We start from the raw sequence: 21,568 nt of genomic DNA, 5'->3' as shown, positions 1-21,568 counted from the left end.
GGCAACCACGCCTTCGACCTGTACCACTCGGTCCGCTTCGAGGCGCTCGTCGACGCCATCGAGGCCTTCACCGCCCGAGTGAGATCACAGCAGCGCACACCGCAGCCTTAGCCCTGCCGTCATGCCACCGGCCGGCCATCGCCTCATCTTCGCCTGCCGATCACGATCCCGGGCAGCCGTGGCGGCCCGGCGTGCGCCGTTTCAGGACCCGCCGCCTCCACCGTCACCCGCGCCGCCGCCTCCGCCGTCCCAGCCGCCGCCCCCTCCGTCCCAGGTGCCGCTTCCGCTGTCGTCCGGGGTCCAGCCGACGGAGCCGCAACCGGCGGTCGAGGTGTTGTGGTCGGCCGGGTAGAGGTGACCGTCCGGGATCGAACGCTTGCCGAGCTCGGCTGACAGGTGCGGGTCGCCGAGGTGGCTCAGTCCGTACAGTGCGAGCGGCACGGCCACCGCGTCGGTCCCGGCCTCGTACGGATGTGCCCGGCGTGCCTTCTCCAACTGGTGGCGGCCCGCGCGGCCGAGCCGGACCGGCCGATTCCTGACGTACAGGGACTGGATCTTCCTGGCCACCAACCAGCTGCCGCCGAACCCGAACAGGGCAGCCACGCTCAGCGGCGGCGACTGCGCGACGATCATGTAGACCACGTCGGCCCCGGCGGCGACGACCGCGACCGTGGGGATCAGCTTCAGGACGTCACGGCAGACGCGGAAGCCGGGCACGCTCCGGGAGTCGACGAGCAGGCCCAGGTCGGCGAGCCGCCCCCTGATCCCGGCGACCTCCGCACTCTCCGCCAGACGACGCTTGACCTGGACGACCGGCGGGCTCCTGCGCTCGGCGAGGATCGCGACCAGCCGCTCCTCCACGGGGTATCCCGCCGTCACGGCCGTGGAGACGCGGTGGAGCTTCCCGCCTCGGGAGACGCGGACCTCCCCTTCCCTGGCCAGCAGCCCGATCGCGGTGTCCGCCACCCGTACGGGACCGCCCGCGAGATAGGCGAGCTCGTAGTGGCCGAGGTCGACGTCGCGCAGCCCGCCGAGCCTCAGGCGGGCGCGGACGTGCGCCACCTCCGCGGCGAGGACCGTGCCGACGGTGACCGCCCCGAGGAGCACCGCCAGCCATGCGAGGATCACGTCCACGCCCACCTCCCGTGTCGTTGATCAACGTGTGAGGCGGACACGAAGGTTCCGAGAAGCGCCACCTCCGGCCCTCCCCGTACGAATGACCGCCCGCGGTGACCTCGGACGCCGCCGGTACCAGCACTGGCGGGTCATGTCACGATCCTTGGCCTCGTTGCATGAGGTGTGCTCAGCGGCTCAGTGACGCCATTCCACTCGACGCCTTTACAACGTAGATCACATCCGTGCGCGAGCTGTCGGAGGACCGCATCCGCCTCGGCGCGGGCGCCCTCTACGGCGCGCTCGACCGCCTCAGCGAAGCAGGGCTCGCCCGTGTCGTCAGCGAAGAGGTCGTGGACGGCCGGCACCGCCGTTACCACGAGCTGACCGGCCAGGGCGCCGAGCTCCTGACCGAGGAGACCGCCCGCCTGGCCCGCCTCGCCGCCACCGCGCAACGCCGCCTCGGCGCACGACTCCAGCCCGGGACGTGATCATGGATGCCCATGAACGCCACTGCCGGCTCCTCGCGCGGGCCTAGCCGCTCCGATATCGGCAGACGCGGGGCGAGGAATTGATCGGCACGCTGCTGGACCTGGCGAAGCCGGAGCAGACCAGGCCGACCCTGCGCGACTCGCTCGACGTCGTACGTGGCGGTATCGCCCTGCGCCTGCGTGAACGCCCGCCACTGGGGCACTGGGCGCTGTATCGCCTGTTCCACAAGCGCCTTCCCTACACCTACCGCTGGTGGGCACGCGACGACCTGCTCGGTTCGCGCTACCTGGCACGGCAGTGCGCGGCATGGCTACTCGTGACATCACCCCTGTGGGCCTTCATCGGGCTCATGCCCATCGAACTGGTCCACTGGGTGATCCTCTCGACACTCATCCGCATGCTCGGCTTCCTCCCGCAGCGATCCCTGCGCCTTCACCAGCTGAGGAGACACGAATTCAACCTGGACCTGCAGGGCAACTCGCCAGAGGTGGCCGACGTCGACGGCACGTGCATGCGGCCAATTGCTGAACAGGCTGGTCGACACCGAGCGACGCCGTGTTGTGTCTGTGCGCGTGCGGAACCGACTGTTCCGCCATTCCTCAGGACCAGGCTCACCGACAGCAAGATCTGCACAGCTCGCAGGGAAAGCAGTTGTCTTGCACGTGCATTTCCATGAACGATCCGGGTGTGACCGTCTTGTTGCTGACAGTCGGCCTGCCAGGGGCCGGCAAGACCACAAGGGCTCGGCAGCTGGCCAAGGAGCACCATGCGCTTCGGTTGACGCCTGACGAGTGGATGATTCCGTTGTTCGGTGAGCCGGAGGCGGACGGGAAGCGCGGTGTCCTGGAAGGACGGCTGCTCTGGCTCGCGCTGGAGGCGTTGAGGCTCGGAACCAACGTGGTCCTGGATTTCGGATGCTGGTCTCGTGACGAGAGGTCCGCCATCCGCTGGTTGGCGAAGTCTGTCGGCGCGTCCTGCGACCTGGTGTACGTGCCGGTCGACCATGAGACCCAACGCGCTCGGATCGCTCATCGCCAGTCGACCGATCCGGACCAGACCTTCCTGATGAGCGAGACAGACCTGTTGCGCTGGAGGACGATGTTCGAGGAGCCGGACGCTGCGGAACTCGACGGGCAGGAGATCGGCAGCCCGCCCCCTGATTGGCCGGGCTGGACCGAGTGGGCCGCCGATCGGTGGCCGTCCTTCACGTAGCTGCCCTCTGGTACGGCCCTGCCCGAGAGCGTGGTCGACCGGCTACTCGCCGCGCGGCGGCTGATCTCGACGGTACGCGCCGAGACGTCCGACTCGACGGACACCTCCCGGTGACCACCCGGAGACTCGGGGCTCGCCTGTCGACGCGTCCCGCTTCCGCTGATTGCTCATCACTCTCACGAGTGACGAGACCGCGCGAAGCACCGGCCATGATGGAGCGGATGTGCGGAGGGGGTCCGGTTCCGGGTTCTCGGTCCGTTCGAGGTTCTCGGCGCCCGCGGTCCCGTCACTCCCGGGGGGCCGCGGCAGCGTGCCCTCCTCGCCCGGCTGGTGGCCGCGGCCGGGACGGTCGTCTCCACCGACACGCTGATCGAGGACCTGTACCGGGGCAGGCCGCCGGCGACCGCGGTGGGCTCCGTCCACGTCTACGTGTCGAACCTGCGCCGGGTGCTGGCGCCGTCACGCGCGCCGCGCTCGGCGCCCCGGCTGCTGATGGCACGCAGGCCCGGCTATCTGCTCGCCACCACGGACGTCGCTGCGCTTCGGACGGCTGGTCGTGGAGGCCGAGCTGCGTCCGCCCGCGGTACGGCGACGCCGGCCTTTGGGCCGCACTCCAGGAGCTGCCGCGCAGGCGGCGAGCCGTCGTCGTCCTTCGCTACCGCGAGGACCTGCCGGGGTCTCCCCCGGGATCGCCGTCGCCGACGGGTTCGTCGTGTGGTCGGTGGGGGAAGGCGGCGTCCACCGCATGCCGCTGAGCGGCGGCGCCCCGGAGCGGCTGCGCGGCGCCGACGGGCTCCACCTGACCGCCTGGCCGTGGGCCGCGGCCCGCGCCGGCGAGCCGCCGGACGCGGACCCGAACCGTCCCGTCAACCTGGAGACCGGCCACTCACGCGACGTCTCGCTGCCCGACGGGGTCCAGGCGCCTGCCCCAAGGACTGCGCCTGGGTGACCGATACGCGGTTCTCCTCGCCGTCCACCACCCTCTTCTGGGACGCCGCCCAGGAGTCCTGCCAGGAATGCGGCCGGACCACCGGCTGTGTCGTCAAGACGCGGGCCGGCGGAGTTCGATTCCCATGGCCGGCACGCCGGTTGCCGCTTTCCCGGGGCCTGTGGTCGCGGCCGGGGTCAGCGCGTGCCGAACCAGTGGGAGAGTGCTTCTCGTAGCGCAGGCGTGGCTGTTTCGGCGGGTTCGTCGATGGGCGCGGCCCAGGCGATGTGGGCGTCCGGGCGGATCAGCAGGGCGTCGGCCGGTCGCCGGCCGGTCTTGGCGGTGTGGACGTCGACGCGCTGCCCCCAGGCGCGGGCGGCCTCGCGAAGATCGGAGCGGTCGGCGAGGTCGAGGAGGATGGGCCGGGCGGGGTGCAGGAGGTCGGCGACGCAGGTGACGCCCTGGTCGGTGTGCAGGGTGAGGTCGGGGGCGAAGGTGCCGGTCAGCGGATGGTGGCCGGTGCCGGGCATGGCGTGGCGGAGGTCGGTTCCGGCGACCAGGGCTCCCATGCGGCGCAGCGGCTGCTCGTCGGTGAGGAGCTCCTGGAAGACCTCACGGAGTGCTTCTGCGGCCGGGTCGTGCCCGCGGCGCAGCGCCACCTGGGCGCGGGTGTGCAGCATGGTGCGGGTCCCGGCGTGGTGGCGTTCGTCGTGGTAGGTGTCCAGCAGGCCGGACGGTGCCCAGCCGTGCAGGTCGGCGGCCAGCTTCCAGGCCAGGTTGACCGCGTCCAGCATGCCCGCGTTGAGCGCCACGCCGGTGGCCGGGAACAGGTGCGCCGCATCCCCCGCCAGCAGGATGTGCCCAGCCCGGTAGCGCTCGGCCTGGCGGGCCTTGAAGGTGAAGCGCGACAGCCGCGTCGATCCGGCCAGGGGCAGGTCCGCTCCGAGCACGCGGCGGATGCTGTCCTGCAGTTCGGTCAAGGTCATCGGGACGTCGTCGTCGTACTCGGTGCTCTCGTCCTCGATGGTGTAGAGGGAGACGCTCGTGGCGCCGGGTGAGGAGCCGAGGCCGAAGAGGCCGTGGTCGGTGCGGGTGAAGCCGGCGCGGATCGTACCGAAGCGTGGGACGTCGAGATCGCCGTTGCCGAGCACGGTGACCGTGCCGGGCAGGGTGACCTGGGCCAGCCGGTTGACCTCGGGGTAGACGGTGCCGGGGAAGCCGATGCCGGCCCAGTCGCGGACGCGGCTGCGCGCGCCGTCGCAGCCCACCAGGTAGCGGGTGCTCACCTGGTACGGTCCGTCCGGGCCCCGCGCGTCCACCCTCACCCCGGCGTCGTCCTGGTTCACCCCGGTCACCTCGTGCCCGCGGCGTACGTCCACACCGAGCTCGCCGGCGCGTTCGTCGAGCAGCCGCTCCAGGTGCTGCTGCGGCAGCGGCAGCGCGTGCAGCGGCGGATCCGCCAGCCGGGTGAAGTCCAGATGCACCCCGCCGAACGGGAATCGGGGTGCCGGGACAGGGCCGGGGCAGGCGGCCTGGAAGCGTTCCAGCAGGCCCCGGTAGCGCAGCAGCTCCAGGATCTGGCCGCCGATACCGCCGGCCTTGGGGGTGTCGCGGCGGTTCGGGTGCCGCTCCAGCACCAGCGGCCGCACCCCGGCCAAGCTCAGTTCGATCGCCAGCATGAGGCCGGTCGGTCCGGCGCCCACAATGATCACGTCGGCGTTCTTCATCAGTCACTTTCCTTGGGATCTGTCGTTGTGCGCAATACGCGAATGTCGTGCCCGCGCCGCCTGAGCGGTGCATTGGGCGCGGCCTGCCCACATGGGAACGTGATGTGCCGCATGTCGGTCTCAGAGGTCGGCGACGGTGGAGGTCGGGGTGTTGAGGATGCCGTCGAACGCCTCCAGGACGGGCGTGTGCACGTAGGCGCTCTGGATCCGGATGCGGTCAGGGCCGATCGCCGCCTGCGCCTGGCGGAGGTCGACGATGCTGAGCCCGAGCCCGGCCTCGGCGAAGGCGGCCTCGATGCTGCCCGGCTCGGGCGGCTGCAGCGCGGTGTTGTCGATGGCGAAGCCGAAGCGCGCGTTCTCGTCGGGGCGCATGTCGGCGGTGTGTCCGGCGGGGCTGGTCAGGGCGAGGGCGACGTAGTCATCGCCCAGCCGGTTGTGCAGGTGCTGCCCCATGGGCAGCCCGGTGAGCCGGCCGTTGAAGGAGACCGGCGTCTTCTGGATGTGGGCGTTGTGGGCGGCCAGGACGATGCGGGCCTCGGGGCCGGAGCGTTCCAGGTGCCACTGGACCGACCCGGCCATGTAGACGTCCCTGGCCGAGGTGTCGGCGGTCAGGCCGGTGCCGGCGTACAGGCCGGCCATGGCACGGAAGCCGTAGTCGGCGCTGCACGCGGCCTCCAGGCGGCGCAGGGCGAGGTCGTAGCTGGGCCGGTCGGAACGGGAGAGGTACAACAACTCCACGGCGCGAAAGCGCATGAGCAGTCGCATCAGGATCGCGCTGAGAGCGTCCTGCTCGGCGGCGGCCAGGCGGGTCCAGGCCGGCGCGGCCGAGGCCGCGGAGGAGCCGGCGAACGACCCGGCGATCCGTAGCGCCTCCTGAATCATCGGGAAGGTCTCGGGATCGACCTGGTGCAGGTAGTCGGCGACCGGGGCCAGGGCGGGAAGCAGGGACCCGCCGGCCGCTGGGATGTCGATCCCGGCGAAGCGCACCGGCTCGGCGGCTGAGGCGTTGTGCCGGCGCATCCAGCGCAGCGGCTCGTCGACCCCCACGGGGATCGCCGTGGCGAGCTGGGTCGCCAGCTCGTCGTCCGTGCCTTCGCCCTGGGCCCAGGCGTCCAGGGTGACGCTCTCGCTGAAGCCGTACTCGAAGGCCAGGACGGTGAAGCCGCAGCGTTCGGCCAGGAATCGCAGGATGCGCCGGCGCATGAGCGAGAACTCGGTGATGAAGTGGGAATTCTCACCGACCGCGACGACGCGCGCGTCGCCGACGAGGTCGCGCAGCGGCTCCAGGTCGTCGAGCGGCGCCTCGGGGTCGAGGTGGGTGAGCGGGACGGCGTGGCCGCGCAGCCAGTCGGCGAACGGGGCACGGCGGGACGAAGCGGGCATGAGGACAGCTCGATTCTGATCATGGAAAGGTGAAGGAACGACGGACGGAGGTGCGTGACGCCGTAGGCGTCGCCGCTGCGACGGCGGATGAGCCTGGCCGGGCTGCCGCCGACGATGCCGTAGTCGGGAACGTCGCCCACGACCATGGCGCCGGAGGCGACGATCGCTCCGTGGCCGATGCGGACGCCGGGCTGATCAGGCATGGGACGCGGCACGGTCGAGTCAGGGGGACAGGCGTCACGCGATCGTCTTCTCATGAGGTGTCGACGGTGAGGGACATCGGGCCAGACGACCCAACCCTTCTTATCGGTACGGAACGTTCCGTACGGATAGGATGATGTCCAAGGCGGACGTCCGCTGTCAAGTACGGAACGTTCCGTACCGATAGGCGTGGGCGGCAGTGGCCAGCTCGGGCAGCCCCGAGACATGCCCGACCCCCTTCAGCGCCACCGTCATCCGCACCGCGTACGGCGGCGAACGCGTCCGGCCGCGGCGCCACGCCGTGCTCGGCAGCCGTCGTCACGATGACCTTCACGGCCCGTTCTCCGGTCTCGGACCCGGGGCGTCGCGGGCGCAGAGTCGTGCCCGACCGGCCGCCAGTGCGGTGACCACGAACGTCGACCGTGCCGACCGGCATCTCGACCAACCCCTATCATCGCCGAATGATCGAGCTTCAGGAGGGCGGGGAGATCTCCTGCCCGGCCGCGCGCGTGTGGGCGGTCGTCGCCGACTACGGCCAGGACCCACGCTGGCGCAAGGGCGTCGAGACGATGGCGCCGCACCCCGAAGGCATCGTACGGGTGGGCATGACCACCGCCGAGGTGATGCGGTTCGCGGGCCGGACCTACCGCAACGGCGGCGAGGTCATCCGGGTGGAGCCGGGGCGCTCGTTCGCCTGGCGCACTACTTCGGGGATCGACGCCGAGGGCGGCAGGCTCGTCGAGCCGCTCGGTGAGGACCGGTGCCGCTTCACCTTCCACGTGCGCGTCACCCCACGCGCGACCTCCGAGAGGCTGCTGGAGCCGGTGCTGAGGTGGTTGCTGCGCCGGTCGATCCGTGCCGATGTCCGCCGCTTGGCCGGCCTCTGCGCTTCTTGACCCCCACGTGGTCGTCCAGCATCGCGACGACCACAGGCCCCAAGGGAAGATCTCGCATCGGCCCCTTTGTCCGTTCTGGAGTCCGCGCCCATGCCGCCTCTGCCCGTACGGAACGTTCCGTACCGATAGGGTGTCGGCATGACCGACACGCCCCACCGTCGCGGTGCCGACCGGACCGAGGCCATCATGCGGGCCACGCTGGAGCTCGGCCAGGAGATCGGCTACGCCAAACTGAGCATGGAGGCGGTCGCCATCCGGGCGGGCGCCAGCAAGCAGACCCTCTACCGCCGATGGCCGTCCAAGGCGGCCCTGCTGTTCGACTCGCTGTTGTCGGTGAACGGGCCCGCCCTGGACTACCCCGACACCGGCGACCTCGTGGCCGACTTGCGCGCCCAGATCCACTCGGCCGTTGACCTGCTGGCCGAACCACCCGTCGGCCCCCTGTTCAAGGCCCTGATCGGCGAGGCCCAGCACGATCCCCAGATCGCCACCGCACTCAACGAGCGCTTCATCGCCCCACAGGCGGACAAGACCGTCGCTCGTTTGAGGACGGCCCGCGACCAGGGTCAACTGTCACCCTCCTTCGACCTCGACCTGGCCATGGCGATCCTGTCCGGCCCGCTGTACTTCCAGCTTCTGGTCACCCAGGAACCGCTGACTCATGAATACGTCGACCGGATCCTCGACGCCCTGTTCACCGGGATCGGCCCTACCCATACAAATTGACGTCCTTTCCCCGGGGTCAGCCCAGCCGTGCCGCCTCGGGGCGCAGCCTGCGGGCGATCAGCATGCCCGCGACGGCGAGCAGGCCGGTGAGGACGAAGACGCCCAGCAGTGCGGTGCGGGTGGAGCCGCCGTGGGTCTGGGCGAAGGCGATGGCCGCGCCGCCGAGCCCGGCGATCACGCCGGTCGCCAGGGTCTGGGCGAGCTGCAGCGCGCCGCTGGCCTCGCCCTGCCGCTCCGGCGGGGCCTGCTCCAGGGTGACGGTGGTGGAGGCGTTGAAGCCGATGCCCATGCCGAGGCCGCCCGTGGCCCATCCGACCAGGGCGATCCAGGAGGGGAGTGCACTGGTCAGGATCGTGAGCGCGATCAGGGCGACGCCCGCCAGCAGGACGGCGAAGCCCAGCACGGTGGAGGCCGTGCGCGTGCCGTTCTTCCCGTTGTCCCGCTTGGCCTGCAGTCCTGCGCCGACAACCCACGTGATGGCTCCGGCGGACAGTCCCAGACCGGCCAGTGTGGCGCCCATGCCCCGCAGCTGCTGCAGCCCGAGGGGCAGGAAGGCTTCGCTGCCGAAATAGACACCGCACAGCAGGCCACGGACGACGACCCCCGCCCCGAGGCCGGCCCGGGCGCTGAGGGTGCCTTCCGGGGTGACCCGGCGCAGCGCGGGCACGGCGACGGCAACACCGGCCACGGCCAGCACGATCATCAGGACGGGGTTCTTCAGCAGCAGTGCCTGGAGCAGTACGCCGGTGCCCACGGTGAGCAGGATCGCGCCGGCCAGCGGACGCTTCCACCACGGAGCGGCCGGGGCAGGGGCGGTGGCGGCTGCTTCTGCGCGGTGCAGGCGGCGCAGGCCGGGCAAAGTGAGAAGCGCGGCCACCCCGGCGATCGGCAGCATGAGCAGGAAGACCGACCGCCACGTGAGGTGGTCGGCCAGGATGCCTGTGACGGCGGGGCCGACGAGGGAAGGGATCGTCCAGGCCGAGGACAGCAGGGCGTACATCCGGGCCCGCAGGCGCTCGGGGTAGGCGAGTCCGATCATGGTGTAGGCCATGGACATGACCGCTCCTACGCCCAGGCCCTGTCCGAAGCGGCCCACCAGGAACAGCAGCCAGGAGGGGGCGGCGCCGGCCACCACGCAGCCCACTGCGAAGACGAGCATGCCCAGGGCCATCGGACGCCAGGGGCCCCGGCGGTCGGCGGCGCGCCCGGCGAGCACGGTGCCGATGATGTTGGCGAGCATCAGTGCCGACAGGCCCCACCCGTAGGCGCCCAGGCCGTCAAGGTCCTCCGCGATGCCGGGCAGCACGGTCGCCACCCCGAGGGACTCGAACGCGACCATGCCGACCGACAGCAGGACGCCGAGGGTGAGCGCGCGGTATGCGCCCGAGAAGACGCCCTCCTCACCGGCTCTTTTCTCTGCGGAGGGAGAAAGTGGGGCTTGTTCAGGGGCGTGCGCAGGGTCGCTGTCCGTCGCGTCGGCGGGGGTGTGGGACATGGAGTGGACTCCTCAGGATTTCGTTTCGTTCCGTATCGGAACGCAATTTCCATGTTACCTATACTTGCCGCATGGGCAACACCAGGAGCGACGGAGGAAAAGCCGGGGCCCGCCAAGCCTCCGGCAGGCCGCGGGACACCCGGATCGACGAGGCCGTGCCCGAAGCGGTGATGGAGATCCTCAACGAGGTCGGTTACGGCAACCTCACGCTGGAGGCGGTGGCCGCCCGCGCCGGTACGAGCAAACCCGCGCTGCGTCGCCGCTGGCGCTCCCGTCAGCACCTGGTCGTGTCGGCTCTGGCCCAGACCATCGGCACCACGCCGACCCCCGACACCGGCTGCACCCACTGCGACCTCATCGCCGGTATCGGCACCCTCAGCGAGGCCTTCACCAGCACCGTGGGCCGAAGAGCGCTGCCCGGGCTCGTCGCGGACCTCGCCGACGACCCCCGGCTGGAGAAGGAGTTCATGGACACCTTCTTCCATCCGCGCCGCGCCACCACTGCCGAAGCGCTGCGTCGCGGCATCGACCGGGGTGACGTCCGACCCGACGCGGACATCGATCTTCTGCTGGACATGCTCGCGTCGACCACGTACTACCGCGTGCTCTTCGGGCACCTGCCCATCACGCCAGAACTTGCCGAAGACGTCGTATCGGTGGTCATGGCGGGCGTCGCCACCAAGCGGTGGCGTGACGAGCACGGCCCCTCATGCGACGTGTCAGGGTGACGTCGGGGAGGAAGCGGCCGTGCCCCAGCCCGCAGCCGGTGTGCGCGGCGCCCGAGCCGTAGGCGCGATCATGGTGGGTTGTGGCGGCGTCATGGGCGTGGAACCGGTGGACTGGGTCGAGATCCCGGCCGGAACGTTGCGGCGGGGCACGCCCGCCGAAGATGTGGAGGAGGTCGCGCGCCGCTACGCCGACACCGGGGTGCCGGTGGAGTGGTACCGGAAGGAGGCCCCGCGCGCCGAGATCCACGTCCCGGGCTTCCGGGTCGCCCCATCCTGGTGACCGTCGAGCAATGGACGCTCTTCGCGCGGGCCACCGGCAGGCCGGTGCCGCAGGCGCCGGCGGACCACCCGGTCATCGGTGTCACCTGGCAGGAGGCGACGGACTGTTGCCGGTGGCTGGAGGAGCGGCTCGGCGGCGTCGAGGTGCGCCTGCCGACCGAGGACGAATGGGAGCGCGCCGCCCGGGGCGACGACGACCGTGAGTTCCCCTGGGGTGAGGAGTACCGTACCGGGCCGGCCGATCTCGTGGACCTGGGCATCGGCACGACCACGCCGGTCGGCTCGTTCCCCGAGGGGGCCGGTCCGTTCGGCGTCCTGGACATGGCGGGCAACGCCGACGAATGGACCTCCACCGTCTACGCCCCCTACCCGGGCGCTCCCCTTGAGGTGCCGAGGGCTGGGCCTTCGACCCGCACATCACTCGGGGCGGCGCGCAGGTACCAGTCGACCGGTCCTATGCAGACCACGGCGGAGAGCGTGGAGATCCGCCCGCTGTACGGCAGCAGCGTCGCATGGCCTGCTCGGCAGTCCCAGACCGGTGCGTGGCCGGTGTGGGGAGGCATCGGCGAGGAGTGGCGCCAGAAGGGGCGAGCGGGGATGGCCGGGCGTTCGGGGCGCTCGACGTCAGGAGGGGCGGGCCACGTACGCCTGCTTGGCGTCGCCGGAGAAGCCGCAGGCGCGGTAGAAGGCGTGGGTCGCAGGGCTGCGGGAGCCGGTCATCAGCATCGCCTTGTAGCAGCCCGCGTCCCATGCGGCCCGCAGGGTGCCGGCCAGGATCTACCGGAAGACCTCGGCGCCGGCCCCGTCCCTTTGACGCGGGTCAGCGGACGACGGCGCGGACGAGGAGGCGCTGCAGGGCGCCCTGCTCCTCGGAGGAGAGCGGAGCCAGCGGGGAGTCACTGGACAGCAGCTCCAGCAGGCGCTCGCGCAGTTCGGTGCCCGCCGGCGTCAGGACGAGATGCTTGGCGCGACGGTTGCCCGGGTGGGGATGGCGTTCGAGGTAGCCCTGTTCCTCAAGACGGTCGGCGACGAAGGTGGCGTTGGAGGGCTCGCAGCTCATCCGTTCGGCGAGCTCGCGCAAGGTCATGGGGCCGGTCAGCTCGCGCATCGCGACGCCTTGCGAGGCGGTCAGGCCCAGGGTGGCCGCGCGGGTCCGGACGTGCGCCTCGATCTGTTTGGCCAGGCCGTTGATCAGGCCACAGAGCTCACGGTCGGCCTGAACCTGGGTCTCGTGCTCGTCGGTCACGTCCCCAGTCTACTGCAACTCGAATGATTGCAATTCGAATGGTTCTAGCTGTAACGTTCGGCAGGCGCCACCGTCCCGGCGGCGCCTCCTTCGAGCACGAGGCAGGCATCATGGCCACGACGACCGCTTTCGACCGCACGCGCCTGAGCCGCGCGCCCCGCGTCCGCTCCGTCCAACTGGGTGACCTGACGATCACCCATGTCCCCGACGGACTGGTACGGCTCAAGCCGCGCGGCTGGCTGCCCGCCGCCACCGACGCCGACTGGGCCGCCCATCGCGACCACCTCGACGACGACGGCAACCTGGTCGCCGGGATCGGCGGCCTGCTGGTCGAGCGAGGCGACCGGGCGCTGCTCATCGACACCGGGTTCGGCCCCGAATCCCATCCGGACGACCCGGCCAACCCGCTGCTCGGCAAGCTGTACGGCGGCCAACTGCTGGACAACCTGCGGCGACTGGGCCGTACGCCGGAGCAGATCGAGGCCGTCGCCATCACCCACCTGCACTCCGACCACCTCGGCTGGGCCTGGAGCACCGCCCCCGGCGAGGACGCACCGCCCTTCGCCCACGCCGCGCATCTCGTCGCCGCGCCCGAGTGGGAGGGACGCGACCTCGCCGGCGAGCCGCGGCTCGCCGTCATGGAACCCCGCGTCCGCACGATCGAGGACGGCGAGAACATCTTCCCCGGCGTCCACGCCTCGTTCGCGCCCGGACACACGGTCGGGCACACCACCTACACCATCACGGGCGGCGACCGGCGGCTCATCGTGTTCGGCGACGCCCTGCACGCGCCGGTCCAGGTCACCCACCCCGAATGGTCCTGCGGGATCGACCACGACCCCGCCGAGTCCGCCGGGCACCGCCGCCGCCTGGTCGAGGAACTGAGCCGTCCGGACACGATCGGCTACGGCGGCCACTTCGCGGACGTGACCTTCGGGCGCGCCGAGCCCCGCCCCGACGGCCGGTTCGTCTGGACCCCGGTCGCCTGACCACCTGCCGCAGCCCCGCACTTTCGGCCGCGGCGATGCCACTGCGTCCCGCTTTACCGCAGTCGGTCGCGGCGGCGGGTCAGGGACGCGGTCTCGGCGGTGTTGCCCGCCAGTTCGATCGCCTTGTCGTAGGCCGCGCGCGCGTCACGGTCGCGGCCCAGGCGCCGCAGCAGGTCGGCGCGGGTGGCGTGGTAGGCGTGGTAACCGGCCAACCTCTCCCCGAGACGGTCGACGGCCGCCAGCGCCACGTCCGGGCCGTCGAGTTCGGCGACCGCGACGGCCCGGTTGAGCGCGATGACCGGCGAGGGGTCGAGGCGGACGAGCTGGTCGTAGAGGGCCAGGACCTGCGACCAGTCGGTGTCGCGCATGTCGCGGGCGGAGGTGTGCACGGCGTTGATCGCCGCGAGGATCTGGTAGCGCCCCGGAGCCACCCCGGCGGCGGCAGCGGCGAGGCGTTCGCGTACCAGCCGGTGCCCCTCGGCGATCAGCCCGGCGTCCCAGACGCCACGGTCCTGCTCGTCGAGCGCGACCAGTTCGCCGCCGGACGAGACCCGGGCGGGACGGCGGGCCTCGGTGAGCAGCATCAGCGCCAGCAGCCCGGCCACCTCGCCGTCGCCGGGCAGGAGGGCACGGATCAGGCGCGTGAGCCGGATCGCCTCGGCGGTCAGCTCGTGCCGGACGGGATCGCTGCCGGCGCCGGTGGCCAGGTAGCCCTCGTTGAAGACGAGGAACAGCACGGCCAGCACGCCCGAGACCCGCGCCGGGAGATCCTCGGCGGACGGCACCCGATACGGGATGCGCGCGGCCTTGATCTTGGCCTTCGCGCGGGTGATCCGCTGCCCCATGGCGCTCTCGGCCACCAGGAAGGCGCGGGCGATCTCGGGCATGGTCAGGCCGGCGACCATGCGCAGCGTGAGCGCCACCCGCGTCTCCATCGCCAGCGCCGGGTGACAGCAGGTGAAGATCAGCCTGAGCCGGTCGTCGTCGATCGCGCCCGTAGGCTCGGGCGGAGCGTCGTCGTACACCATTCGAGCCTCTTTCTGCTTGTCGTCGCGCTTGTTCTCGCGCCGGACGCGGTCGATGGCCTTGTGGGTGGCGGTGGTGGTCAGCCAGGCGCCCGGATTGGGCGGTACGCCGTCGTCCGGCCAGCGCTGGACGGCGGTCGCGAACGCCTCGGCGGCCGCCTCCTCGGCGACGTCGAGGTCACCGAAGCGCCTGGCCAGGGAGGCGACCACCCGGGCCCACTCCTCGTGGTGGGCCCGGACGATCGCCTCGCGGACGTCGATGCCGCTCACAGGAACGGTCGCACCTCGACCTTCCGGTTGCAGGCCTTCGACCCGGCGGCGGCCAGCTTGAGCGCCACGTCGAGGTCGGCCGCCTCGACGATCCAGAAGCCGGCGAGGTACTCCTTGGACTCCAGAAAGGGCCCATCGGTGACCATCGCCTCGCCACCGCGGTTGTCGATGACGGTGGCCGTGTCGGGTGAGGCCAGGCCGCCGGCGAAGACCCAGTGGCCCTCGGTCCGGAGCCCGTCGTTGAAGACGTCGATCGCCGCGTCCTCCTCCGGGGTGGCCAAGGTGCTCTTGTCGTGAATCACGGACATCAGGTACTGCATCTGAGGATCCTCTCCTGTCGCGTGCCGATCGGGGACTTCACGGGGTCGGGTACTGCGGGCGCCCGGCCGGCCGGAACACCTGGATCGTCACGCCGTTGCCGTCGACCCGCGACTCGACCAGGTCGAGCGCGAGATCCGGGCCGGCGTCCGGGAACAGGCGAGCGCCCTGGCCGAGGATCACCGGGACGACGATCAGAGTCAACTCGTCGACCAGATCGTTCGCCAGCAGCCACCGGACCAGGGTGCCGCTGCCGTGCACCTGCAGCTCACCTCCCGGCTCGGCCTTCAGGTCCGCGACGGCGGTCGCGAGGTCGTCGGGCAGGACTTCGGTGCCCGGCCACGCCGGATCGGCGAGCGTGGTGGACGCCACGTACTTGGGTCGCGTGTTCAATGCCCGCATGACGGGCTCCCATCCGGGGACGTCCTGGACCGTCAAGGAGCCCCACGAGCCGGCGAACAGCTCGTAGGTCCGCCGGCCGAACAGGAACGCGTCGGCGCGGTGGTAGGTCTGGTTGATGTACGCCTTGGTCTCGTCGTCGCCCTTCCCGAGGGCCCATCCGCCGCGGTCGAACCCGTTCCTGCGGTCCTCCTCCGACGCGCCGCCGTTGCCCTGCATCACTCCGTCGATGGTGACCTGAGTCATGGTCGTCAGCTTCATGACCGCGATTCCTCCGCCGTGGCGCCGCCCCTCGCGGGCGGCCTCACCCCTGCTACGAACACCACCGCCCCGATCCGACACCGCCCCACCGATCTCTTCGAAGATTTTTCCGGGACGCCGGCCGTCAGCGATCCCGCGTCATAAGCCGCGGGACCGGTTCGACTGACTCCTCCGCCGGAAGCCGTGCTCATCAGCAGCGTCCCGAGCGGGAACGGCTGGTCGGCAGCGGCGCGCAACAACAACCTCAATGCGGGGACGCTGCACGTCTACGCGTTGTGCATTCCGGTGACCGCCTGACGCGGCGGACCCTCCGGGGACCGCGGCCGAGTCGCAGGCGAATGTCGTTCTCCGGAGGATCGAAGAGGGTCCGGCGCCGCCTGGCGGGCGGGACCGGCCGAGGATCCGCACACGCGGCCGGCCGCGCCCCCGGACGCCGCCAGGCGGTCAGTCGATCTCCCACCTGACCGTGTGGGCCGCGCCGTACGCCGAGACCGTCATGCCCGCCGCGATCCGCTGAGGGAGGGGTCCTCGCCGCGGTCGATGTGGTCGGCGTGGAACAGGCCCTGGGTCAGCAGCCGGCGTACGTGCTCGTCGGCGGCGCTGTAGTAGACGAAGGTACCCTCACGACGCCCCTTGACCAGGCCGGCCAGGCGGAGCTTGGCCAGGTGCTGGCTGACCGCGGTGGGCGCGGCGTCGGCGAGCTCGGCCAGGCAGGCGACGTTGGACTCGCCCTGCAGCAATGCCCACAAGATCTTGATCCGGGTGGGGTCGGACAGCAGCCGGAAGGACTCGGCGGCCAGGTGCACCTGTTCCTCGTTCGGCATGTCGAAGTCGGGCAGCGACGTGTGCATGGCCGTCAGCATATCCCGCGATCCCACTAGTTGCGCATCTGCGTGACTGCGCATATATGCTGCCATGGTGTCAACCGACGTGAGAACCTCCCCCGTACCTGAGGCCGGTGACGCCGCCCCGGCGCAGGCCAGGTCGGCCTGGCAAGCCGGAACGTGGTCGTTGCCCGAGGTGCGCTGGGCCACGGCCGCCACCCTCCTGTTCGCCGCCGGCGGCATCTGCCAGCTGTCCGGCGCGCCCTCATGGCTGTGGTGGGGCCTGTACCTCACCTGCTACGCCGCAGGAGGCTGGGAGCCGGGCCTGTCCGGGCTCAAGGCGCTGCGCGACAAGACCCTGGACGTCGACCTGCTCATGGTGGTCGCCGCGATCGGCGCGGCCGCCATCGGGCAGGTCTTCGACGGCGCGCTGCTGATCGTCATCTTCGCCACCTCCGGGGCGCTGGAGGCGCTGGCCACCAAGCGCACCCAGGACGCCGTGCGCGGCCTGCTGGACCTGGCCCCCGAGCAGGCCACCCGCCTGTCCGAGGCAGATGACGAGGAGCGGGTCGCCACCGCCGACCTGGCGGTCGGCGAGGTGATCCTGGTACGGCCCGGCGAGCGGATCGGCGCCGACGGCCACGTCACCGCCGGAGCCAGTGCAGTTGATCAGGCCGGCATCACCGGCGAGAGCGTGCCGGCCGACAAGAGCGTGGGCGACGAGGTGTTCGCCGGCACGGTCAACGGCACCGGCGTGCTGCGGGTGCGCGTGACGCGCCCGGCGGCCGAGACCGTGATCGCCCGGATCGTGGCCATGGTGGAGCAGGCCGGCGCCACCAAGGCACGCACCCAGCTGTTCATCGAGAAGATCGAGCAGCGCTACTCCGTCGTCATGGTCGCGGCCACGGTGGCGCTCTTCGTCCTCCCGCTGGCCTGGGGAGTAGCGCTGCAGGACGCCCTGCTGCGGGCGATGACGTTCATGATCGTCGCCTCGCCGTGCGCGGTGGTGCTGGCCACCATGCCGCCGCTGCTGGCCGCCATGGCCAACGCGAGCCGGCACGGCGTGCTGGTCAAGTCAGCCGTGGTGATGGAACAGCTGGGCACGGTGACCCAGGTCGCCTTCGACAAGACCGGCACCCTGACCGAGGGCCGTCCGCACCTGGCCGGCGTGCACGTCCTGCCGGGGGCCGGGCTGGGCGAGCGGCGTCTGCTCGCGCTGGCCGCCGCCGCCGAGCAGGGCTCCGAACACCCGCTCGGCCGCGCCGTCGTCCAGGCCGCCCGCGCGGGCGGCCTGGCGCAGGCCCACGCCCAGGAGTTCGACTCCGAGCCGGGGCGCGGCGTGCGGGCCCGCGTCGACGGCCTGCTGGTGGAGGTGGCCCGTCCGGCCCACCTGCTGGGCAACGACGGGGACGCGAACGACGCCTCGGCCGCGCGGCTCGTCGCCGACCTTCAGGAAGGCGGGCACACCGTGGTCGTGGTCCGGGTGGACGGCGAGGTGGCCGGCTTCCTGGCCCTGGCCGACCGGATGCGGCCCGGCGCAGGTGAGACCGTCGCCCACCTGACGGCACTGACCAGGGCCGCGCCGGTGCTGCTGACCGGCGACAACCCGCGCGCCGCCCGCCGCCTCGCCGCCCAGGCGGGCATCACCGACGTGCGCGCCGACCTGCTACCGGCCGACAAGGTGACGGCCGTCCAGGAGCTGCAGGCGCGAGGCGCGCGGGTGGCCCTGGTCGGCGACGGCGTCAACGACGCGCCCACGCTGGCCGGAGCGCACGCGGGCATCGCCATGGGCCGCACCGGATCGGACCTGGCGCTCGACACCGCGGACGCGGTCATCACCCGCGACGAGCTGGCCACCGTGCCCGCCGTGATCTCCCTGGCCCGGCGCGCCCGCCGCCTGGTCGTGGCCAACCTCGTCATCGCCTTCACCTTCATCGCCGTGCTGGTCACCTGGGACCTGTTCGGCGACCTGCCGCTGCCGCTGGGCGTGGCCGGTCACGAGGGCTCCACCGTCATCGTCGGCCTCAACGGGCTACGCCTGCTCCGCAACGCCGCCTGGCGGCGCGCGGCCAAGCCTTGACGACCACGCGTGCCGCGGGCCCGGCCCCCTCGCGGCGCCCGGGTGCCGGCTGTCATTCGACAGGGCAGGTGGTGCCCGGCCTGGGCAGCCTCAGGTCGGTCAGGTACGTGGTGGCGTGCTGGACGGGGCACTTCTTGCCCGACAGGTACATGACATGCCCGGGCCCGTCGTAGCCGACGGTCACTGACCCCGGGATCATCCTGGTGAAGCTCTCGGTCCATGCGTAGTCGCCCCACGTGCTGCCGACTCCCAGGAACGGCGGCAGGCCACGAGTCGGCAGCGGGCGGGACGGGTTGGCGACCGGCAGCGGCCAACCGGTGCATCCGAGCGCGTCGAACGCCGCTCCCCCGAAGTTCGGCGAGAGCTTCCGCGCCTGACGGCGGAACTTCTGCAGCTGCGCGTAACCGCTGTAGCCACGGTCGTCCGCGCACGTCATCGCCAGCACTCCTGGCGCGGCCCAGATGCGCGCGTTGCCGAGGGCGAAATCGGCGAAACCGGACCAGTCCCCGCCCTGGGCCTTGTCGACCGCCTCGGCGAACGCCAGCCACCGCGAGTTGTCCGGCCCGGGATCGCCGATGAACCCGAAACTCCTCAGGTGCCATCCGGTCAGCTCGCCCTTGCCGGACCCCGACGACGTGACCGGGATCGGCCTGCGATCGGCGCCTCGAACGAGCTTGCGCCAGACCGCGCCGGCGTCCTGTCCGTGCAACGCGCAGGCGGGGGTGTCCGCACACCAGGTGGTGAACCTGGCGAAGACCCATTCCTGGACGGGCAGCGTCCGCAACATCTGGTCGGGCCAGCCGTCGACCTGGTTGATCGTCCCGTCGAGATACACGGCTCGGATGCGCTGCGGGAACAGCCGGGCATAGGCGGCCGCGGCCACCCCTCCGTAGGAGTTGGCCATGAAGCTCAGCCGTTCCTCGCCCAGAGCCTCGCGAACCGCGTCCATGTCTCTGGCCACCGACAGCGAGTCCAAGTGGGCGAACAGGCCGGTCTTGTCCACGTTCTGGCAGGCCTTGAGTGCCTTGGTCATCGCTATGGCCAATGCCTTGTACTGCTTCTCGCTCTGCGGCTCAAACAGTGACGTCCCGGGCTGCATGCAGAACGGGGGCATCTGATCGCGCCACACGGTGGTGCGCGGCTTGTAGGCGATGAGGTCGAATCTGCGCCGCAGTTCGGTGAGGTCGGTCGCGGCTCGCTTCAGGTCGTCGATGCCGTCGGCCCCGGGACCGCCGGGAACCCCCAGCACGCTGCCGATCCGGCGCGCGGAGTCGGTGGCGGGCAGCCGGGCCAGCTCCAGTTCGATCTTCGGGCCGTCCGGCTCGGCCCAGTCCACCGGCACCTCGATCGCGGCGCACCGCATCGCGGCGGCTGTGCCCTGGCCGGTGCACTCCCGCCAGGTCGGCTGCGTGTCTCTGACGGCGGCGGCCGGCGGGGTCGTTCCCGCCAGCGCCACTACCGTCACACCGATGACCAGCCCCTTTGTCCTGCCGTGCCGACGCCGCTGCTTGGTTGTCGTCATGATGATCACTCTGGTGGCACCGTCCGGACGGCCACCACCGGGACGTCCTCCGCGTTGCCTTCGGGATGTCCCCCACCGGCTGTCCGGCTGTTCTCGCGCGTACGTGTCCATCAGGCTGGACGGCGTGCGGCGAGGGGGAGCATGGAGCGAGGGGGAGCATGGACCGGCAGGCAGAGAGATGGCGCGTGCTGATCACCACTCCGCTGCGGGAGCGGTCGCAGCGTGAGCTCGCCTACGCGCTGATGTTGCCGTTCATGGCGGGAGCCGGCCTGCTCCATCTCGTTCTCGTGCTGCTGAGTGTCATCCTGACGGCGAATCTCGTCGGTGTGCCGATGCTGGCCCTCAGTGTGACGGCGGCCCGAGGGCTCGGCACGGCCAATCGACGGCTGGCACGAGCGTGGGCCGGGGTGCGGGTGCCCGATCCCGGCCCCGGCCCTGGCCCGTTCCGTGCCGGGCTCAACCTGCTGAACCGGCTTGGCGCGGCACTCGGTGACGTGACGGGATGGCGCGCCGTCATCCATGGCCTGCTCCGGCTGCCGGCGGCCGTGCTCGCGTGCGCGGCCGCCGCCGGATTGTGGGGCGGTGGCCTGCTCCTGCTCGGCTGTCCCCTGTGGGGGCAGTTCTCCGCCTTGGCGCACCTGGCTCCGCCCAGCTGGCCGGTTGCGGTGCTGGTCAGCGCCGCCGGATTGACGCTGCTGCTCCTCGCGCCGTGGGGCGTGCATCTCGCCCTGGCCCCCGAGCGCATGCTCGCCCGTACGCTGCTCGGACCCGCGCCGAGCGAAACGCGGATCCTCCGGCTGGAGCAGGCACGGGCGCTGGCCACAGAGGACGCGATCGCCAGGCTCCGCCGGATCGAGCGGGACCTGCACGACGGGACCGCGGCACGGCTGGTGACGCTGGCCATGAGCCTGGGCATGGCCCAGGACGAACTCGAACAGGCCGCGCTCGAACAGGCCGGCCAGCCCGAACGGCTCCGGCGCGCCCGCGTCCTCGTCGACAGCGCGCACCGCAGCGCCAAGGAGACCGTGGCCGAGCTGCGCGATCTGATCCTCGGCATCCACCCACCGGCACTCGACCAGGGGCTGGAGGTCGCCCTGGCCACGCTCACCGCACGGAGTCCGATCCCCGCCCGGTTCGAAGCCGACCTGCTCGAACGACCGGCGCCGGCCATCGAGGCCATCGCCTACTTCTGCACGACGGAACTGCTCGCCAACGTGATCAAGCACAGCGGCGCCAGGCACGCCGCGGTCGAGGTACGGGCGCATGACGGCCTGCTGACCCTGCGGGTACGCGACGACGGCACCGGCGGCGCGGCGATCGGCACCGGATCCGGGTTACGCGGCCTGGCCGCCCGGGTCCAGACGTTGGACGGCGTGATCGGCATTCACAGCCCGGCCGGAGGACCTACGGTGATCACAGTCGAACTCCCCCTGCACATCTGAACGGAGCAGCGC

At 71.5% G+C, this 21,568-nt stretch carries 21 protein-coding genes and 3 pseudogenes; 13 read left to right on the top strand and 11 right to left on the bottom strand.

The annotated features are described in order from the left end of the window. Positions 1-201: 201 nt before the first annotated feature. A complete protein-coding gene (locus ACWCSU_RS33790; RefSeq protein ID WP_357702038.1) occupies positions 202-1,134 on the bottom strand; it encodes a TIGR04222 domain-containing membrane protein in 933 nt (310 codons plus the stop codon). A gap of 224 nt (positions 1,135-1,358) precedes the next feature. Between ACWCSU_RS33790 and ACWCSU_RS33785 the strand changes: the two genes are divergently transcribed. From ACWCSU_RS33785 to ACWCSU_RS33765, 5 genes and pseudogenes are all read left to right on the top strand, one after another. Further along, the gene (locus tag ACWCSU_RS33785; protein WP_449940431.1) at positions 1,359-1,604 is read left to right on the top strand and encodes a PadR family transcriptional regulator; all 246 of its coding nucleotides are present in this window, start codon (positions 1,359-1,361) and stop codon (positions 1,602-1,604) included. 80 nt (positions 1,605-1,684) lie between these two features. Beyond that, on the top strand, positions 1,685-2,281 hold the full coding sequence (locus tag ACWCSU_RS33780; protein WP_449940429.1) for a hypothetical protein: 597 nt from the start codon (positions 1,685-1,687) through the stop codon (positions 2,279-2,281). Then, positions 2,278-2,817 (top strand): AAA family ATPase, encoded by a 540-nt coding sequence (locus ACWCSU_RS33775; protein WP_449940426.1) that lies wholly within the window; start codon positions 2,278-2,280, stop codon positions 2,815-2,817. Before ACWCSU_RS33780 ends, ACWCSU_RS33775 begins: the two co-directional genes overlap by 4 nt. Before the next feature lie 309 nt (positions 2,818-3,126). After that, a pseudogene (locus tag ACWCSU_RS33770) lies at positions 3,127-3,324 on the top strand (winged helix-turn-helix domain-containing protein); the annotation flags it as partial. A 214-nt stretch (positions 3,325-3,538) separates the two neighbouring features. Further along, on the top strand, positions 3,539-3,766 hold the full coding sequence (locus tag ACWCSU_RS33765) for a hypothetical protein (protein WP_449940425.1): 228 nt from the start codon (positions 3,539-3,541) through the stop codon (positions 3,764-3,766). A 176-nt stretch (positions 3,767-3,942) separates the two neighbouring features. Here ACWCSU_RS33765 and ACWCSU_RS33760 read toward each other — a convergent pair whose 3' ends face one another. The 3 genes and pseudogenes from ACWCSU_RS33760 to ACWCSU_RS33750 all read right to left on the bottom strand — a co-directional run. Beyond that, on the bottom strand, positions 3,943-5,472 hold the full coding sequence (locus ACWCSU_RS33760; RefSeq protein WP_449940423.1) for an FAD-dependent monooxygenase: 1,530 nt from the start codon (positions 5,470-5,472) through the stop codon (positions 3,943-3,945). A 120-nt stretch (positions 5,473-5,592) separates the two neighbouring features. Next, positions 5,593-6,855, bottom strand: a complete 1,263-nt coding sequence (locus tag ACWCSU_RS33755) for an erythromycin esterase family protein (RefSeq protein ID WP_449940420.1) — start codon at positions 6,853-6,855, stop codon at positions 5,593-5,595. A 68-nt stretch (positions 6,856-6,923) separates the two neighbouring features. After that, a pseudogene (locus tag ACWCSU_RS33750) lies at positions 6,924-7,046 on the bottom strand (antibiotic acetyltransferase); the annotation flags it as partial. A 471-nt stretch (positions 7,047-7,517) separates the two neighbouring features. Between ACWCSU_RS33750 and ACWCSU_RS33745 the strand changes: the two are divergent. Then, complete coding sequence (locus tag ACWCSU_RS33745; protein ID WP_449940417.1) at positions 7,518-7,952, top strand: SRPBCC family protein; 435 nt, start codon at positions 7,518-7,520, stop codon at positions 7,950-7,952. A gap of 138 nt (positions 7,953-8,090) precedes the next feature. Next, positions 8,091-8,678: a TetR/AcrR family transcriptional regulator gene (locus ACWCSU_RS33740; RefSeq protein ID WP_357702021.1), complete on the top strand. Its 588-nt coding sequence runs from the start codon at positions 8,091-8,093 to the stop codon at positions 8,676-8,678. Between the two features lie 16 nt (positions 8,679-8,694). On the opposite strand, the gene ACWCSU_RS33735 is transcribed toward ACWCSU_RS33740, so the two are convergent. After that, positions 8,695-10,173, bottom strand: a complete 1,479-nt coding sequence (locus ACWCSU_RS33735) for an MFS transporter (protein WP_449940415.1) — start codon at positions 10,171-10,173, stop codon at positions 8,695-8,697. Between the two features lie 71 nt (positions 10,174-10,244). Here ACWCSU_RS33735 and ACWCSU_RS33730 point away from each other — a divergent pair, with 71 nt between their 5' ends. From ACWCSU_RS33730 to ACWCSU_RS33720, 3 genes and pseudogenes are all read left to right on the top strand, one after another. Further along, complete coding sequence (locus ACWCSU_RS33730) at positions 10,245-10,901, top strand: TetR/AcrR family transcriptional regulator (protein ID WP_357702017.1); 657 nt, start codon at positions 10,245-10,247, stop codon at positions 10,899-10,901. 19 nt (positions 10,902-10,920) lie between these two features. Continuing rightward, positions 10,921-11,181 (top strand): hypothetical protein, encoded by a 261-nt coding sequence (locus ACWCSU_RS33725; RefSeq protein ID WP_449940413.1) that lies wholly within the window; start codon positions 10,921-10,923, stop codon positions 11,179-11,181. Beyond that, positions 11,112-11,552 (top strand): annotated as a pseudogene (locus ACWCSU_RS33720) (formylglycine-generating enzyme family protein); the annotation flags it as partial. The gene ACWCSU_RS33725 and the pseudogene ACWCSU_RS33720, both read left to right, overlap by 70 nt. A gap of 448 nt (positions 11,553-12,000) precedes the next feature. Here the strand turns inward: ACWCSU_RS33720 and ACWCSU_RS33715 are convergent. Beyond that, entirely contained in the window at positions 12,001-12,426 is a 426-nt protein-coding gene (locus ACWCSU_RS33715; protein ID WP_357702011.1) for a MarR family winged helix-turn-helix transcriptional regulator, read from the bottom strand. A gap of 38 nt (positions 12,427-12,464) precedes the next feature. Here ACWCSU_RS33715 and ACWCSU_RS33710 point away from each other — a divergent pair, with 38 nt between their 5' ends. After that, positions 12,465-13,415 carry an MBL fold metallo-hydrolase gene (locus tag ACWCSU_RS33710; RefSeq protein WP_449940411.1) on the top strand — a complete coding sequence of 317 codons (951 nt, stop codon included), beginning with the start codon at positions 12,465-12,467 and terminating at the stop codon, positions 13,413-13,415. 53 nt (positions 13,416-13,468) lie between these two features. On the opposite strand, the gene ACWCSU_RS33705 is transcribed toward ACWCSU_RS33710, so the two are convergent. From ACWCSU_RS33705 to ACWCSU_RS33690, 4 genes are all read right to left on the bottom strand, one after another. Further along, complete coding sequence (locus ACWCSU_RS33705) at positions 13,469-14,710, bottom strand: RNA polymerase sigma factor (protein ID WP_449940410.1); 1,242 nt, start codon at positions 14,708-14,710, stop codon at positions 13,469-13,471. Then, complete coding sequence (locus tag ACWCSU_RS33700) at positions 14,707-15,030, bottom strand: YciI family protein (protein WP_449940409.1); 324 nt, start codon at positions 15,028-15,030, stop codon at positions 14,707-14,709. Before ACWCSU_RS33700 ends, ACWCSU_RS33705 begins: the two co-directional genes overlap by 4 nt. Before the next feature lie 37 nt (positions 15,031-15,067). After that, on the bottom strand, positions 15,068-15,688 hold the full coding sequence (locus ACWCSU_RS33695) for a dihydrofolate reductase family protein (protein ID WP_449940408.1): 621 nt from the start codon (positions 15,686-15,688) through the stop codon (positions 15,068-15,070). Positions 15,689-16,182: 494 nt separating this feature from the next. Beyond that, on the bottom strand, positions 16,183-16,539 hold the full coding sequence (locus tag ACWCSU_RS33690) for an ArsR/SmtB family transcription factor (RefSeq protein WP_449940405.1): 357 nt from the start codon (positions 16,537-16,539) through the stop codon (positions 16,183-16,185). Positions 16,540-16,618: 79 nt separating this feature from the next. Between ACWCSU_RS33690 and ACWCSU_RS33685 the strand changes: the two genes are divergently transcribed. Continuing rightward, positions 16,619-18,592, top strand: a complete 1,974-nt coding sequence (locus tag ACWCSU_RS33685; RefSeq protein ID WP_449940403.1) for a heavy metal translocating P-type ATPase — start codon at positions 16,619-16,621, stop codon at positions 18,590-18,592. Between the two features lie 52 nt (positions 18,593-18,644). Here the strand turns inward: ACWCSU_RS33685 and ACWCSU_RS33680 are convergent, their stop codons facing one another. Beyond that, on the bottom strand, positions 18,645-20,114 hold the full coding sequence (locus ACWCSU_RS33680) for an alpha/beta fold hydrolase (protein WP_449940401.1): 1,470 nt from the start codon (positions 20,112-20,114) through the stop codon (positions 18,645-18,647). Positions 20,115-20,272: 158 nt separating this feature from the next. Between ACWCSU_RS33680 and ACWCSU_RS33675 the strand changes: the two genes are divergently transcribed. After that, the gene (locus ACWCSU_RS33675; protein WP_449940400.1) at positions 20,273-21,556 is read left to right on the top strand and encodes a sensor domain-containing protein; all 1,284 of its coding nucleotides are present in this window, start codon (positions 20,273-20,275) and stop codon (positions 21,554-21,556) included. Positions 21,557-21,568 lie beyond the last annotated feature (12 nt).

The organism is Nonomuraea sp. NPDC001699 (assembly GCF_053596455.1).
The sequence above is the reverse complement of the archived record's forward strand: the minus strand, read 5'-3'. Positions and strand labels throughout refer to the sequence as shown.

What these genes read in the sequence shown, in the direction of transcription:
- ACWCSU_RS33710 (WP_449940411.1), top strand. Translation starts at nt 12,465, where the DNA reads ATGGTTCTAGCTGTAACGTTCGGCAGGCGCCACCGTCCCGGCGGCGCC.
- ACWCSU_RS33745 (WP_449940417.1), top strand. Translation starts at nt 7,518, where the DNA reads ATGATCGAGCTTCAGGAGGGCGGGGAGATCTCCTGCCCGGCCGCGCGC.
- ACWCSU_RS33695 (WP_449940408.1), bottom strand. Translation starts at nt 15,688, where the DNA reads ATGAAGCTGACGACCATGACTCAGGTCACCATCGACGGAGTGATGCAG.
- ACWCSU_RS33730 (WP_357702017.1), top strand. Translation starts at nt 10,245, where the DNA reads ATGGGCAACACCAGGAGCGACGGAGGAAAAGCCGGGGCCCGCCAAGCC.
- ACWCSU_RS33680 (WP_449940401.1), bottom strand. Translation starts at nt 20,114, where the DNA reads ATGACGACAACCAAGCAGCGGCGTCGGCACGGCAGGACAAAGGGGCTG.
- ACWCSU_RS33735 (WP_449940415.1), bottom strand. Translation starts at nt 10,173, where the DNA reads ATGTCCCACACCCCCGCCGACGCGACGGACAGCGACCCTGCGCACGCC.
- ACWCSU_RS33700 (WP_449940409.1), bottom strand. Translation starts at nt 15,030, where the DNA reads ATGCAGTACCTGATGTCCGTGATTCACGACAAGAGCACCTTGGCCACC.
- ACWCSU_RS33675 (WP_449940400.1), top strand. Translation starts at nt 20,273, where the DNA reads ATGGACCGGCAGGCAGAGAGATGGCGCGTGCTGATCACCACTCCGCTG.
- ACWCSU_RS33775 (WP_449940426.1), top strand. Translation starts at nt 2,278, where the DNA reads ATGAACGATCCGGGTGTGACCGTCTTGTTGCTGACAGTCGGCCTGCCA.
- ACWCSU_RS33760 (WP_449940423.1), bottom strand. Translation starts at nt 5,472, where the DNA reads ATGAAGAACGCCGACGTGATCATTGTGGGCGCCGGACCGACCGGCCTC.
- ACWCSU_RS33740 (WP_357702021.1), top strand. Translation starts at nt 8,091, where the DNA reads ATGACCGACACGCCCCACCGTCGCGGTGCCGACCGGACCGAGGCCATC.
- ACWCSU_RS33755 (WP_449940420.1), bottom strand. Translation starts at nt 6,855, where the DNA reads ATGCCCGCTTCGTCCCGCCGTGCCCCGTTCGCCGACTGGCTGCGCGGC.
- ACWCSU_RS33690 (WP_449940405.1), bottom strand. Translation starts at nt 16,539, where the DNA reads ATGCACACGTCGCTGCCCGACTTCGACATGCCGAACGAGGAACAGGTG.